Below are 15,180 nucleotides of genomic sequence, written 5' to 3' on the forward strand. Positions count from 1 at the left end.
ATCCCCTTACCAGAGAGAGCGGCTGCATGTATGCGCTGGAAGGCTGCTTCAAGACAGGAATGTGGAAGGTAGCTTCCAAGCCGGAGAGCCGAGACCGGATATTCCGGGCGTAAGTTTTCACGAGTTATCCCCGTTACCGGATAGGACTTTGTAAGAAGTCGCGAGGCAGCGCAAGCTGTGAACAAAGGTGGTACCGCGTTACTGACGCCCTTTGCTGACGAGAGTCGGCAAAGGGCTTCTTTAGTTTCAGGAGAATTTAAGGAGGACAAAATGAGCAAAGAATTAGCCAAAACCTATGACCCAAACGGCATAGAAGACAGACTGTATCAGAAGTGGCTTGACAAAAAGTATTTCCATGCGGAGGTAGATCACAGTAAGACTCCTTTCACTATCGTGATCCCGCCCCCAAATATCACAGGACAGCTCCACATGGGTCATGCACTGGACAACACCATGCAGGATATTCTGATCCGCTATAAGAGAATGCAGGGCTACAACGCACTGTGGCAGCCCGGCACCGACCATGCAAGTATCGCTACCGAGGTCAAGATCATCCAGAAGCTGAAGGAAGAAGGCATCGACAAACACGATCTGGGACGTGAAAAGTTCTTAGAGAGAGCCTGGGAGTGGAAGAAGGAATACGGCGGACGTATTATCGAACAGCTGAAAAAGCTGGGCTCCTCCTGTGACTGGGACAGAGAGCGCTTCACCATGGATGAGGGCTGTAATAAGGCAGTCACCGAAGTATTCGTGAAGATGCACGAAAAAGGCTATATCTACAAGGGCGCCCGTATCGTTAACTGGTGTCCCGTATGTAATACCTCCATCTCCGATGCAGAGGTAGAGTATCAGGAGCAGGCAGGACATTTTTGGCACATCAAGTATCCGCTGATGAACGAGGATGGAACTCCCAGCACCACAGAGTTTCTGACCTTTGCCACTACCCGTCCCGAGACCATGTTAGGTGATACCGCAGTAGCCATCCATCCCGATGACGAGCGTTACACCCATCTGCATGGCAGAAAGGTACTGCTTCCTATCGTAAACCGTGTGATTCCTATCGTTGAGGATGCTTATGTAGACAGAGAGTTCGGTACCGGTGTCGTGAAGATCACTCCGGCTCATGACCCCAATGACTTTGAGGTTGGTAAGCGTCATAATCTGTCCGTGATCAATATCCTGAACGATGATGCCACCATCAATAAAAACGGCGGCAAGTTCGAGGGCATGGACCGTTACGAAGCAAGAAAAGCCATCGTGGAAGAACTGGATCAGATGGGCCTGTTAGTAAAGATCGAGGATCATGTACACAACGTAGGTACCCATGACCGTTGTAAGACCACCATCGAGCCCATGGTAAAAGACCAGTGGTTCGTTAAGATGGATGAATTGATCAAACCTGCAAGAGAAGCTGTAAAAAATGGTGAGATCAAGCTGATCCCCGAACGTATGGAGAAGAACTATTTCAACTGGACGGACAACATCCGCGACTGGTGTATCAGCCGTCAGCTGTGGTGGGGACACAGGATTCCCGCATATTACTGCGATGACTGCGGTGAAGTAGTCGTAGCCAAGGAGATGCCGAAGGTATGTCCCAAGTGCGGCTGCACCCACTTTACACAGGATCCCGATACGCTGGATACCTGGTTCTCCTCCGCACTGTGGCCTTTTGAGACCCTGGGATGGCCGGAGCAGACCGAGGATCTGAAGTATTTTTATCCTACCGATGTCCTGGTAACCGGTTATGATATCATCTTCTTCTGGGTTATCCGTATGATCTTCTCCGGATACGAGCAGATGGGAGAGAAGCCTTTCAAGACCGTATTGTTCCACGGACTGGTACGTGACAGTCAGGGACGGAAGATGTCCAAATCTCTGGGCAATGGTATCGATCCGCTGGAGATCATCAGCCAGTACGGTGCCGATGCACTGCGTCTGACCCTGATCACCGGCAACGCACCGGGCAACGATATGCGTTTCTACTATGAGAGAGTAGAGAACAGCCGTAACTTCGCCAACAAGGTATGGAATGCTTCCCGTTTCATTATGATGAACATGGAGCAGGCGCTGGAGAAGACCGGAAAAGATATCACCACCCCTGCGGCAGCAGATTTACAACCCGTAGATAAGTGGATCCTGTCCAAGTTAAATACTCTGGTAAAAGATGTGACCGACAACATGGATCACTTCGAGCTGGGTATTGCCGTACAGAAGGTATATGACTTTATCTGGGATGAATTCTGTGACTGGTACATTGAGATGGTAAAACCCCGTCTGTACAGCACCGACGATGCAGTCAGCCAGAATGCGGCACTGTGGACCTTAAAGACCGTCCTGATCGACGCCCTGAAGCTGTTACATCCTTACATGCCGTTCATCACCGAGGAAATCTTCTGTACCATTCAGAATGAAGAAGAGTCCATCATGATCAGTAAGTGGCCGGAGTACAGCGCGGATCGTGCATTCCCCGCAGAGGAGAAGGCCATCGAAACGATTAAGGAAGCCGTTCGCGGTATCCGTAACATCCGTACCGAGATGAACGTGGCACCCAGCCGTAAGGCAAGTGTATACGTAGTCAGCGAAAATGACGAGATCCGTAAGATTTTTGAGGAGGGTAAGCTGTTCTTCGCAAGCCTTGCTTATGCGAATGAGATCATGATCCAGGCTGACAAGACCGGCATCGCAGACGATGCGGTATCCGTAGTGATCCCCGGTGCAACCCTGTACATTCCGTTTGCGGAGCTGGTAGACATCGCACAGGAGATCGAGCGACTGAAGAAGGAGCAGAAGAGACTGGAAGGTGAGCTGGCACGTTCTAAGGGAATGTTGTCCAATGAGAGGTTCCTGTCCAAGGCTCCCGAAGCGAAGATCGCAGAGGAAAAGGAAAAGCTGGCAAAATATGAGCAGATGATGGAACAGGTGACAAAGCGCTTAGAACAGCTGGCATGAACTGCAACGAAACGTACAGAGTAAAAAGAACGTAAAGCATAAGGAATACGATGAGATTCGGTAATGACATGATAACGTTTGAAGAAGCGGTGGCATATCTGAAGGATATGCCCCGCTTTACTGTTAAAAAAAATCCTGCGGACAGCAGGGACCTTAAATGGTTTTTAAAAAAACTTGGAAATCCGGAGAAGGATCTGCGGATCATCCATGTGGCGGGAACCAATGGAAAAGGCTCCGTCTGTGCCTACATGAGTTCGATCCTGCGGGAAGCAGGCTATCGCACGGCCGTATTTACTTCACCTCATCTGGTGGATATGCGGGAGCGTTTTGCCGTCAATGGTAAAATGATATCCGAAGAAGCTTTTTTACAGGTTTACTGTGCAGTAGGGGATGCGTTGCAGGAGGCAAATTCCGTTAACCTGGGAGTCTTGCTGCCGGGAGAAGAAGCTGCCCCGGAATTTGTACTCAATTTTTATGAATATCTTTTCTGCATGGCATTACTCTGTTTTGCGGAAGAAAAGCCAGACTACTGCATCATTGAAACCGGACTGGGGGGGAGACTGGATGCCACGAATTACGTGGACAATAAGCTCCTGACCGTCATCACGCGGATCAGTCTGGATCATGTACAGTACCTGGGAGACACCACGGCGAAGATCGCTATGGAAAAGGCAGGGATCCTGCGCCCGGGTGTTCCGGTGGTGTACCTGGATGGGGATGCGGATGCCAGTGCGGTAATTTGCCGCAAAGCGTCAGAACTTGGTGCCCCACAGATACCGGTGTCGAAAAAGGACTATACTTTCCTCGGATTTCGGAAGAAATACATTGATTTTTCCCTGCGCTCTGAGTATTATAATTATATTAGTCTTACTTTGCATACCATTGCACGTTACCAGATGGAGAATGCAGCGTTGGCGGTTCGGGCCGTGGAAGTGCTGTTTCGCAGTACGGATACGGAGGAGCACGGCGGCAGGCTCTGTGCAGGAGCCGGGTGTCCCACTGCGGAAGAGATCCGTCAGGGAATCCTTGGCTGCTTCTGGCAGGGACGCATGGAGGAAGTGCTTCCGGAGGTGTATGTGGATGGTGCGCATAATGATGACGGCATCCGGGCTTTTCTGGATACCGTGGAACAGGACGGCTGCACGGAGGGCAGGAGACTGTTATTTGGTGTGGCGGCGGATAAGGACTGCAGGCATATGATACAGAGGGTGATCACGTCGGGATTATTCGACCGGATCGCTTTTACGCATATGCGGACGGCGAGGTCACTTTCGCTGGAAGAACTTAAAGGTTTACTGGCAGCTTATCCGGAAGACCGGTTTACTATGTATACGGAAGCGGATGCGGCGTTTCGGGAACAGCTGGCGGGCAAAGCGCCCGGCGAACGGTTGTACATTGCCGGAAGCCTGTATCTTGTCGGGGAAATAAAGGAGTCTTTGGACCATGATCAATTTTGAAGAAGAACTGAAGAAATTTCATCCCAGCCTGGAAGTGGAAGATGCTGAGGAAGCTATCTACAATCAGGATCTGACCGATGCAGCGGATCTTTTGGTGAAGATGATGAAAGAAGCAGAAGAAAAAGAAGAGAAATAAGGAGGGAAAGCATGTTTTGTTATAACTGCGGCTGCCATCTGTCAGAGCATGATTTCTGTACATCCTGTGGAGCAGATGTATCCCTCTATAAAAAGATCATGTGCATGTCCAACCGTTTTTACAACGACGGATTGGAGAAAGCGGGAGTACGGGATCTTACGGGTGCGATCAACAGCTTACGGCAGAGCCTGAAATTCAACAAAAATAATATCGAAGCCAGAAATCTTTTAGGACTGGTATATTTTGAGACCGGAGAGGTCGTGGCGGCACTGAGCGAATGGGTCATCAGCAAAAATATGCGGCCCGAGAAAAATATTGCGGACGATTATATCAATATGCTGCAGTCCAATGCGACCCGCCTGGATGCCATTAACCAGACGATCAAAAAATATAATCAGGCACTGGTCTATTGCAATCAGGACAGCAAAGACCTGGCCATCATCCAGCTGAAAAAGGTGTTATCCCTGAATCCAAAGTTCATCCGGGCACATCAGCTTCTGGCACTGCTCTATATGGACAGCGAACAGTGGGACCGTGCAGAGAGAGAACTGCATAAGTGCATGGATATTGACCGCAATAATACTTTGACGCTCCGTTATCTGAAGGAAGTGGAGACGCAGCTGACCCCGGATGAGAACAGCAAACAGACCGGCCGGCGTAAAAAGGATGATGCGGTGCGCTACCAGAGTGATAACGAGATCATCATACAACCGTTGAATGTAAAGGAACAGAAGAGCGCGGGAATTTCTTCCCTGATCAATATTGCCATCGGACTGGTCATCGGTCTGGCGGTGATGTATTTCCTGGTGGTTCCGGCGGCAGTGTCCAATGCGAATAATGAGGCACAGAAGACCATTACCGATATCGGTAATCAGTTAGATACCAAGACTTCCCGGATCCAGGAGCTGGAGACGCAGATGGAAGCGCTGCAGACGGAGAATGATACCCTGAATCAGGAGCTTCAGGGATATGTGGGAGCCGATGGAACCTTACAGACTATCGACAGCCTGCTGGCAGCAGCAACCACTTATCTGGAGACACAGGATATTACACAGACCGCGGCGAACCTGGAGACGATTTCCGCTTCTGTGAATGTGGATGACACCTCCGAAGCGTTCCAGAAGCTGTACAAGACGTTGCTTGGACTGATCGGCCCGCAGCTGTCGGCGCAGTACTATGAGACAGGTTATAATGCATACCGCAGTGAGGATTATGCAACGGCTATCGAGAATCTGTCCAAGGCGGTGATCTATGATGAGACGAACAAGGATGCCTGGCTGAGCCTGGGGAATTCCTACCGCAAGAGCGATGACGCACAGAATGCGATCACCACCTATGATAAGATCATAGAGCTGTTCCCGGAGACCGAGACGGCCAGAAGTGCGCAGAGATATCGTTCCCAGCTGGCAGAAAATACCGCACAGTAACGGAATTTAAAACATACCATCAGACAATTACACAATACACGAAAGAGAACTTGCGACAAGAGGCAGGTTCTCTTTTTTTATAGCAAAATGAAGAAACGCTGTGCAACAGCAGAATGAGAGGAAATATGGAAGATTTTCAAGACTTTCAGATCATTGATAATTGCCTGATGGTGCGTATGCCGGAGGAAGTGGATCACCACAGAGCCTCCTATATCTGTGAAGGGGCAGACAGGCTTCTGGTCAGGGAAAATGTGGAAAATGTAGTGTTTGATTTTGAAGATACCCGATTTATGGATTCTTCGGGGATCGGAATTATTATGGGACGATATCGCAAGATTTCCTGCTTCGGAGGCCATGTCTATGCGATCCATACGGATCGGCAGATCCAGCGTATTTTCCGGATGTCGGGACTTCATAAAATCGTCGAGATCCTGCCGGGATAAGAGAGGCGGAGCAAAGACATTGTCGAAAATCACAGAATATGAAAGAAATCATGCAAAAAAATATGAAAAACAGTGCAATGATAGGCGCAGAAATGAGGAGAACATGGTGGCAGAGAGGGAAGAAGTGCAACTGACAGAGGAAAGAGAGGATTTACAGTATCATAAACAGAGGAAGCGGAATGAAATGGAGATCGTATTTGATGCGGTTTCCTGCAATGAAAGCTTTGCCAGAGTGGCAGTGGCGGCATTCATCACCCATCTGAATCCGACGCTGGAGGAACTGGCGGATATCAAGACCGCGGTGTCGGAAGCGGTGACCAATGCAATTATCCACGGTTATGAAAATCTCGCAGGGTACAGCAGGCATGGGGAAAGCATTCCGGCGTACAGCATCGTCCATCCGGGAAAAGTGCGGATGCACTGTGTCCTGGATGGAGATATGTTATCCATCGAGATCACAGATCAGGGAAAGGGAATCGAGGATATTAAGAAAGCCATGGAACCTTTATTTACCACGAAACCGGAATTGGACCGCTCCGGCATGGGGTTTGCTTTTATGGAAGCTTTTATGGACGACCTGGAGGTAGAGAGTACGCCCGGTAAGGGAACGCGGGTACATATGCGGAAAAAAATGCGTTGCGGAGACTGGATCGGAAAAGAGGACTGAGGAATGGAAGAAGTATCAGTACTCATCGGAAGATCACAGAGTGGAGATAAAGAAGCAAGAGAAGTACTGATCGAAAAAAATCTCGGACTGGTACACCATATCGTGAAACGATTCCTGGGGAGAGGTTATGACCCGGAGGATTTGTTCCAGATCGGTGTCATCGGTCTGATGAAAGCCATTGATAAATTTGACCTGAAGCTGGAAGTGCGGTTTTCCACGTATGCCGTTCCGATGATCACAGGAGAGATCAAACGGTTTCTGCGGGATGACGGGTTGCTGAAAGTGTCCAGAACCATCAAGGAGGACGGATTAAAAGTCAGACTGGCGAGGCAGCAGCTACAGAGCAGACTGCACAGAGAACCGACGCTGCAGGAATTGTCAAAAGAGGCAGAGCTGAGTCAGGAAGAGATCATCCTGGCTATGGAAGCGGGAGCGGAGGTGGAATCTCTCTATAGCAGTGTGGGGCAGGAGGACGGCAGCGAACTGTGCCTGGCGGACCGGGTGGTGGCCGCGGCCCACGGCTGTGTGGGAGCCAGCATGGGAAGCAGCAGTGCGGTGGAGAATGATGTGGAGAAGGACAGGCTGCTGGACCAGATGCTGCTGGCACAGTTGCTTGGGGAGCTTCCGGAGAGAGACCGGGAGTTGATCCGTATGCGCTATTTTCAGAATAAGACCCAGACGGAGATCGCCGGGATCCTGGGGATCAGTCAGGTGCAGGTCAGCCGCCTGGAGAAAAAGATCCTGCGGGAAATGCGGGAAATGGCCGGATAAATCGAAATTTCATTAAGAATTCATAAACATAATTTTTCCTCTTCCTTTCCGTCGGAAATTCGATTATATTATATAAAGGAATGTAATTAGATAGGGCTGAATACTGTAAGTTTAGAGAGACAGTATGAAAAAGGAGAGCAGGGGTACTTATGAAAAAACAAAATGAAAACGGACGGATCTCCGAGGATCGTCTGAGCAGAGCAAATAAGCGTAAGAAAAACAACACCATAGCATCCATTCTGGTCATGACAGGATGTCTGTTAGTACTGGTGCTGGTAACCTATGTTGCCGGAATCCTGTATTCCTGGATCGACAGCAAGTTCCAGGATAACGCCAATGATCTGGCAGCAGCAGCGGAAGCGGGCGGTCAGACGGAGAGTGCAGCGGAGGCTGCCAGGACTTATACGCAGGAGGAAGTGGACGCACTGATAGCGGAAGCAAAGCAGCAGGCCGAGGATGAAGAAGAGAACAAGATCCTCTCCGGGATCCGTGACGGTCTGACCTCCGGCACGACCATGGTAGAGACCTTACGACCCTACTATCCCAATGAACTGGTCGTGGTGAGCAACGGAACTTTTAATTTTGTTCCCATTCGTGACGACTTGCAGAAAAATGACTATGCATTGGAGAACCTGAACATTTTAGAGGACGGCGAAGTGCAGTATATGCAGGACGGACAGGTGGTATCCCACAAGGGAATCGACGTCTCCAAGCATCAGGGCAATATCGATTGGACGAAAGTCGCTGCGGATGGCGTGGAGTTCGCATTTATCCGTGTGGGCCTCAGAGGATACGGTACCGAGGGTAAGTTAGTAGAAGATGAATACTTCGAACAGAATATCAAGGGTGCCCTGCAGGCAGGTATCAAAGTAGGTGTCTACTTCTATTCCCAGGCGATCACGGATGCAGAACTGTTGGAAGAGGCGAATCTGGTATTAGAGAAGATAAAGCCTTACAATGTTGAGCTTCCCATCGTCTACGATGTGGAGAAAGTAAGCGGCGGCAAGGGACGTGCCAACGATCTGTCTGTGGAAGACAGAACCCGCCTGACCGCATTGTTCTGCCAGACTGTTCAGGATGCCGGCTACAAGCCCATGATCTACCACAACATGGAGATGGCTACGCTGATGCTGGATCTGGGACAGCTGGAACAGTATGATAAGTGGTTCGCTTACTATAATGATGATCTGTATTATCCGTATGCCTACAAGGTATGGCAGTACAGTGAAAAAGGCGCTGTGGACGGCATCAATGAGGAAGTGGATCTGAATATCTGGTTCGGGGATTTCTAATGACACATAGGAAAGAATCATTTCTTTAATGCTGGGTTTCTGACACCAACAAGTCAGGGTTTAATGCAAGGCATTCTTCGACCGTAACAGAAGGGTTTAATGCAAGGTGTTTCACTACCGAAAAGGTGAAAGTTTAATGCAAAGAGCGAGGATTATGTTTCTTCGCTCTTTTATTATACAACAAAGGAGAAATGAGATAGTTGAGCAAATGTTGAGTAAATAGTATAATATATTAGATTAAGTCGTATTTTCAGAAATTCCAGGGCACTCGCTAACCTATAATTGTGAAAAAAAACGGGGAGAGAAAATCATTGAGATTAAGAATTAAAGAATGGACATTAAACTTAAGTTCCAAAGATAACATAGTTATTCCTTATAAATATATTGCGGAGACATTGCTGACAAAAAGAGGAGAAGATATTCCTGATATTATTATTCTTAATGAGTATGTACCACAAAATAATTCCTGTAAAAAATTGAAGAAGTTATTTGAAGATAAGGGATATTCATCCTTTTATCAGGGGGAGAATACAATTAATCAGACAATAATGTTAGTTCGAGAAGAATTAAAGCCCAGTCAGGTTAATGAACCGGTTAAGATTGATCCGTTAAAAGGTGAAATTTTTAATATTTGGCCATATATCGTTCATGTTCAGATTGCATTGAAAGGGACCATATATAATGTTATAGGTTGTAGAATTCGAATAGGACAAACAATAAATTATTGGAAGGAAACGATATCTGATAAATTAAAGCAAGAAATAGAACAAAAAAATAGAGAAGAGGCAAAGGCGAGGAAACAACAATTTGACATTATTTTGAATTATATTAGTTCCTTAAAATTAGAAAACATAATAATGGTGGGAGACTTTAATAACTATAGAGATAATACTCCTGTAGCAGATTGGAATTTAAATGTGATCGATCAGGCAATTCAGGGAAAACTGATTAGGGAAACGCCCAAAGACAGCGGATCATGGAGTGCGTGTTATAATGCGGAGGAAAAAAGCATATTCACATCGAAACTCGGATGGAAGAGTCAGAGTGTTTATTATTTTCGCCTGGATCACCTGTTCATATCACCAGAGATGTCCCCGATGATAAGGGATAAATCGTATGACTGGGAATTTGCGCTTCAAGAGATAACGAATGAGAGCCCGAATTGCGTACTGGATAAGAATAATAATATACAAATAAAACAGGGATTCCCGGATCATGCAATTTTTGCAGTGACTATTGAAACAGAATGATGGAGATGACTATATGGATTTACAAAAGCAGAAAGAAACACCAAAGCAGAAAGTAATGACCCTGAATGCGGAACAGATGTTTCGTTATTGCGAAAAGAATGCTTCCGATGTATTTATGCTGGATCTTACAGATTATTCGTTACAAAAAAATGTTGTAGAGCAAACGGAGGATAGAGAGGATTGTCCGCTTTTTCATCAGATATATCGAGCAATTGAAGAGATGGAGGAGCTAGGGACGCTTGAGATTACTGACAAAACAATATATGATAAATTGATTATTATTGATTTTGATAAGGTGTTTCGGGATGATATTTATGCAAATAATGATCTTACACAATTAAAAAGAAAAGAAAAATTAGATAATGCGCAGTATTTAGTCGAAAATGGATTGGATATTTTGTTTGAGGATGGGAAGGACAAAATACATTTTGAAGCTTTTGATAAAAGCGGAAGTATGAGCAGAACAAGCAGAATATCATTTGTGGCAGATGAGCTCAGGGAAGAACTGGATAAGAGGCTTAATCTGGGTATGGATTTTACTCAGATTGATTATGTGGACAGCAAATATTATGCATATAGGGGATTATATTTATCTTCTTCAAAAAGAATATGTCATGAGGATATAGACTTGAATGAGAGTACGGTTGTCATTATTAAAGATGAGCGGATGCGTGAATATAAAGACCTAAAAACAGGAGATGTGGCTGAGAAACCTTTTACCGACCGAAAGTATGATCGGGATATTCCGTCCATTGGCACAGCTGAAGTAGAAAAAATTGCAAAAGTAGATGATGAAAGAGAAGAGATTTACTGGAAATTTGATGAAAAAAACTGCACTGAGGACAAGAAAAACAAGTTACCATCTTTATATGTGGATATTCCTTTTGACGGAATGGGATTTATCTCACCGACGTATGCTGAAAAATTAAATGAAGCTCTTGGAATCAGTGGGGCAACTTCTTTTCAGATAAGGATGCCATTTGTAAAGGGAATGCTTCACACAGTAGACGTTCATGGATTTTTAAAAAAATACAATAAGCATGGGAATAAAGAAAAATTAGTGTATGAAGATGCGTTCGGGTGTGAAAGAGATTTAAATAATGCCCAGATCTTTATCACCGAAAGCATGTTCAAGGCCCTAAAATGGATAAAACAATATTTGAAAAACAATAATGCAGAATATGAATCAAATAAAAATGATCCCATGAAGTTTTATTTTGCAAAGTTTGAAGAATTTGATCATGGACTGTACATTTCGGCGACAAATCTGTCCTATGGAAAAAAAGCTATCACGCATTTAAACTATCAGGTAATAAATACGCTGAAGTTTGAAAAGAAGCAGCAGTTTGATGCGCTAATAAAGAAACATCGTGACTATATTAAAGATCCGATAAAATTCATACGGGAATATGGAGCTGCTGAATCTGAAGATAATGCGTCGCTGGCGAGAACGGTTATTCCTAATTGGAAAAAAGCAGTGTTAAAAAATGAAAAATTACGCTCGGATATATATATAAAATCTCAATTACAAAATATTCAAAAAGGATTATTAACTCAATTAGTGGAGGGCAAAATTATTGTAGAGGGACAGAATAGATATCTTTGCAGAGATTTGCTTCCGCTCTTAGTGAGTCTGTTAGAAAAATACGAAGATGCTAAGGATTTTTATTATACATATTTATTCACAGGTTTTTATATGCCAATGGATGGTAAAGATTCAAAGGCGGAAGAATTAGAGTTGGGACACCTTTCCTACTATGCATTTTTTAGAAACCCCCATTTATCTCGTAATGAGCAGGCTTTATTAAGACGCTTTACTGAAACAGATGAAGAAACATATGAGAACAACGTTCATGTTACTAATGTTTCATATGAAAAATATATGGAATTTTATAAGTTATATGAGAAATATTTCGGTAAACTTACCGGCATTGTCATGGTTCCAAGAGGCTCTGCGGTTCCACTTATTTTAGGTGGTGCTGATTTTGATGGAGACCTGGTAAAGGTTATATATAATCAAGAAGTGGTCAAAGCTGTTGCTAAAGGTCGCACTTATGAAGAAGAATCAGGTGAAAATAAAAAAGGCATTAAATACAAATATTATAAACGCAGATTACCTGTAATAAAAATTCCAGATTACAAAGACCAAAATGATAATGTGAACGAGAAAGAACAGAATAATAAGGATACTTCCAAAAAGAAAGATGTGAAGGTACCCTGGAGCCACATTATCAATACATTTTCAAACAAAATAGGATTGATATCTGATACCGCGATATCCATAGGACAAAAAGAATATGGGAGAGGAAACGAATCTGAAATTGAATTTGCCTCTAAAGAGCCATCTTGTGCGAAGTGTACATTATTAACCGGACTTGAGATAGATGCAGCCAAAAACGGGAAACATCCTAACTTAGATACTATTTTAAAGAAAGATATCGAGAAAAGTTCTTATATATCATTCTTACATAATTTTAAAAAATTAAAGGGTCAAAGCAACTATTCTATTGACAGGTTAAAAGTAAATGAAGGGAGTAAAAAGGAGGAGTCGGATATAAAGTATATTGAATTTTATGTTACGGCCGAAGGAACAAAGGCCAGATTTAAGCTTACAGATGACGGTACTTATATTAACGAACTTCCAAAGGTGTTTAAAGAGAGTCTGGAAGAGTACAAGAAAGCCTTCACTGATAATACCCGAAAAAATGCAAAAAAGGTTACGCATTCCTTTTTTGAATATCCGAAGAATCTATCTGAGAAAGAGAAGAAAGCAATTGAAGAATACAAGAAAGCGTGTCGGAGTGTACTTGACTATTATCATTTCTATGCAAATATCTTTTTGCCGAGGTTGAGAAATGAGAAAGAAAAAAATTTTTATGCACCGGAAAATATAGAACGCAATCTTTTTCAAATTTATGATGAAGAAACAGCGATGGCTATTCGGCAAAAAGTTGTACCGAGTATTTGCAGGAAAATAAAGGAATCTGTTAGCAATCAAAATTCAATAGAAACAATGATAGAACGTCTGGAGGAGGAACAGTGGGTTCTTTTGCCCCAAAAAGAAAGAGATAAGGCGCTAACGAGGATAATTGGAAACGAAGTTAAACCAGTTGCTTTTGAGGAGGAAGAAATAAAATTTTTGTGTCATTTTAATCAGCAAGGCTATAAGATGTTGTGGCTGATATTATCTTTGGCAGCAGGGCCGCAATATAAATCGTTTGGTACTTTTAAGGATACTATCGAAAAAGGTAAGCCTTATAGTGAAGGAGACAACATTAAAGAACTTGATAAGAGCCTTGAAAATATTGTTTGTGATTATTATAACAATAGTGCGATAAATACAGAAGCAAAAATTTATAAAGTCTGTCTCAGTGAACTAAGGGAAATATCAAAGAGTAAAGAACTGGAACGCAAACTAAAGATTTCTGCATTATATGAACTTACCGAAGAATCTGCGCAATATAGAAAATTCTTTTGGGATACATTTTGGTGGGATAATTTGGACAAGGTTATTAGGAAAGAGAAAAAAGATGTTAAATGAGAAGATCGAATTTGAATCATATATGAAAGATCCGGAATCTGAAAATCCAAGAATACTTCCCAAAATATTTACCGGGGAGTATAAAACGAAAAACTGTGAATTAAATGGTTTAGAACAGATTCTGGTGTCTATTGCCCGGGGGTATATTTTTACATATTATACCAGAGACAATATTACTACGGATGACGGTCGTCACTATAAAACAGAGATTATCGAGGAAACAAGGATAATCCTTCAGCAGTGGTTGGGTTTTGAAGAGGTAAATGTCGATTCGGATAATATTAAAAAATGGAATGACCTTTATCCAGCTGCAAAGGACGGCTGGCTTAAAAAGTATTGGCACTATTGGTATGAAAAAAAGAGACAAAAGAAAAAGGATTTAGATTTGAATACGATTTGGAAGAACGAACTTGTGGAAAAAAAGGGAAAAAATTTACAGGGTTATGACTATCAAGAGAACGTGTCGACACTTAACGCTGTAATTGCATCTGCTTTCAGGCAGGGACCATTGCGCGAACGATGTTTGATTTTCAAAAAGGATACTGCGAAAAATACCAAAGAAGGGTTTGCATACCTTTATACCGTTAAGGAAGAAGCCCAAAAACCCAGTAAACCGACAGAGGAAAAATTATTAAAGAATATTGCTGCGTATCTGATTTTGCGGGAGTACCATCCTGAGGGTCAGAAATATTGCCTGCTTTATCGCCACCGACTTTTGAACTGGTATGGAATTGATGACAGCAAGAATGCGCAGGACACCTGGTACTTTAAACAATGTTTATGGGGAGATGAAAAGGTACCTATAATGGATGCTCACAGTAAAGACAGGGGTTGGAACTTTATTAAGTTTTCTATTAATGAAAGCTTCCTGGAGCACTTTGATTTTCGAATTATAGACAAATCAGAGATACAACAGATTGACCAGGAGAAATATTGGATTTTAGATGATACGGGAGCTGGTAAAGATAGTTTTAAGATTTTAAATAATACTCCCGGAAAAAAATAACAGAAACAGATGTTTGGGAGCCGGGGATATTAAATAATACTCCCGGAAAAAAGTCAGATGGATTGCCATCTGGCTTTTTTTCTTATTTTCTAATGCAAAATGAAACAAATATTCAGGAGCATTCCTGTTAAGTAACAAATAACCGGTTTGCAAAAAATGAGTGCCTACCATAGAATAATGATTGTTAACTTGGCGGTTAATAAAAATCATTGTTCAGAGGAGACACCCACAAATGAATTAT

Annotated in this window: 11 protein-coding genes; all 11 read left to right on the plus strand. The window is 43.7% G+C overall.

Going from position 1 to position 15,180, the window contains the following annotated elements; translation table 11 throughout:
- Positions 1 to 270: 270 nt before the first annotated feature.
- The 11 genes from FYJ59_RS09690 to FYJ59_RS09735 all read left to right on the plus strand — a co-directional run bounded on the left by FYJ59_RS09690 (position 271) and on the right by FYJ59_RS09735 (position 14,939).
- A complete protein-coding gene (locus FYJ59_RS09690; RefSeq protein ID WP_154496648.1) occupies positions 271 to 2,949 on the plus strand; it encodes a valine--tRNA ligase in 2,679 nt (892 codons plus the stop codon).
- A gap of 50 nt (positions 2,950 to 2,999) precedes the next feature.
- Entirely contained in the window at positions 3,000 to 4,406 is a 1,407-nt protein-coding gene (locus FYJ59_RS09695) for a bifunctional folylpolyglutamate synthase/dihydrofolate synthase (protein ID WP_154496649.1), read from the plus strand.
- The gene (locus FYJ59_RS13945; protein ID WP_022153819.1) at positions 4,393 to 4,542 is read left to right on the plus strand and encodes a hypothetical protein; all 150 of its coding nucleotides are present in this window, start codon (positions 4,393 to 4,395) and stop codon (positions 4,540 to 4,542) included. The genes FYJ59_RS09695 and FYJ59_RS13945 overlap by 14 nt, the downstream gene beginning before the upstream one ends.
- Positions 4,543 to 4,553: 11 nt before the next feature.
- Positions 4,554 to 5,969, plus strand: coding sequence for a tetratricopeptide repeat protein (locus FYJ59_RS09700; protein ID WP_154496650.1), 1,416 nt, complete (start codon positions 4,554 to 4,556; stop codon positions 5,967 to 5,969).
- A gap of 125 nt (positions 5,970 to 6,094) precedes the next feature.
- A complete protein-coding gene (locus tag FYJ59_RS09705) occupies positions 6,095 to 6,412 on the plus strand; it encodes an STAS domain-containing protein (RefSeq protein WP_022153817.1) in 318 nt (105 codons plus the stop codon).
- A 184-nt stretch (positions 6,413 to 6,596) separates the two neighbouring features.
- Positions 6,597 to 7,079 carry an ATP-binding protein gene (locus FYJ59_RS09710; protein ID WP_235897991.1) on the plus strand — a complete coding sequence of 161 codons (483 nt, stop codon included), beginning with the start codon at positions 6,597 to 6,599 and terminating at the stop codon, positions 7,077 to 7,079.
- Positions 7,080 to 7,082: 3 nt separating this feature from the next.
- A complete protein-coding gene (locus FYJ59_RS09715; RefSeq protein WP_154496651.1) occupies positions 7,083 to 7,850 on the plus strand; it encodes a SigB/SigF/SigG family RNA polymerase sigma factor in 768 nt (255 codons plus the stop codon).
- Positions 7,851 to 7,999: 149 nt separating this feature from the next.
- The gene (locus FYJ59_RS09720; RefSeq protein ID WP_154496652.1) at positions 8,000 to 9,142 is read left to right on the plus strand and encodes a glycoside hydrolase family 25 protein; all 1,143 of its coding nucleotides are present in this window, start codon (positions 8,000 to 8,002) and stop codon (positions 9,140 to 9,142) included.
- 311 nt (positions 9,143 to 9,453) lie between these two features.
- The gene (locus FYJ59_RS09725; RefSeq protein WP_154496653.1) at positions 9,454 to 10,392 is read left to right on the plus strand and encodes a hypothetical protein; all 939 of its coding nucleotides are present in this window, start codon (positions 9,454 to 9,456) and stop codon (positions 10,390 to 10,392) included.
- Positions 10,393 to 10,405: 13 nt separating this feature from the next.
- A complete protein-coding gene (locus FYJ59_RS09730) occupies positions 10,406 to 13,933 on the plus strand; it encodes an RNA dependent RNA polymerase (RefSeq protein WP_154496654.1) in 3,528 nt (1,175 codons plus the stop codon).
- Positions 13,923 to 14,939 carry a hypothetical protein gene (locus FYJ59_RS09735; protein ID WP_154496655.1) on the plus strand — a complete coding sequence of 339 codons (1,017 nt, stop codon included), beginning with the start codon at positions 13,923 to 13,925 and terminating at the stop codon, positions 14,937 to 14,939. The genes FYJ59_RS09730 and FYJ59_RS09735 overlap by 11 nt, the downstream gene beginning before the upstream one ends.
- Positions 14,940 to 15,180: the final 241 nt, after the last annotated feature.

Origin of the sequence: Waltera intestinalis (assembly GCF_009695995.1) — a bacterium.
Classification (GTDB): Bacteria; Bacillota; Clostridia; order Lachnospirales; family Lachnospiraceae; genus Acetatifactor; species Acetatifactor intestinalis.

Bases quoted from the DNA above. Each gene is read 5' to 3' on its own strand.
- FYJ59_RS09690 (WP_154496648.1), top strand. From the start codon at position 271: ATGAGCAAAGAATTAGCCAAAACCTATGACCCAAACGGCATAGAAGAC.
- FYJ59_RS09695 (WP_154496649.1), top strand. From the start codon at position 3,000: ATGAGATTCGGTAATGACATGATAACGTTTGAAGAAGCGGTGGCATAT.
- FYJ59_RS13945 (WP_022153819.1), top strand. From the start codon at position 4,393: ATGATCAATTTTGAAGAAGAACTGAAGAAATTTCATCCCAGCCTGGAA.
- FYJ59_RS09700 (WP_154496650.1), top strand. From the start codon at position 4,554: ATGTTTTGTTATAACTGCGGCTGCCATCTGTCAGAGCATGATTTCTGT.
- FYJ59_RS09705 (WP_022153817.1), top strand. From the start codon at position 6,095: ATGGAAGATTTTCAAGACTTTCAGATCATTGATAATTGCCTGATGGTG.
- FYJ59_RS09710 (WP_235897991.1), top strand. From the start codon at position 6,597: ATGGAGATCGTATTTGATGCGGTTTCCTGCAATGAAAGCTTTGCCAGA.
- FYJ59_RS09715 (WP_154496651.1), top strand. From the start codon at position 7,083: ATGGAAGAAGTATCAGTACTCATCGGAAGATCACAGAGTGGAGATAAA.
- FYJ59_RS09720 (WP_154496652.1), top strand. From the start codon at position 8,000: ATGAAAAAACAAAATGAAAACGGACGGATCTCCGAGGATCGTCTGAGC.
- FYJ59_RS09730 (WP_154496654.1), top strand. From the start codon at position 10,406: ATGGATTTACAAAAGCAGAAAGAAACACCAAAGCAGAAAGTAATGACC.
- FYJ59_RS09735 (WP_154496655.1), top strand. From the start codon at position 13,923: ATGTTAAATGAGAAGATCGAATTTGAATCATATATGAAAGATCCGGAA.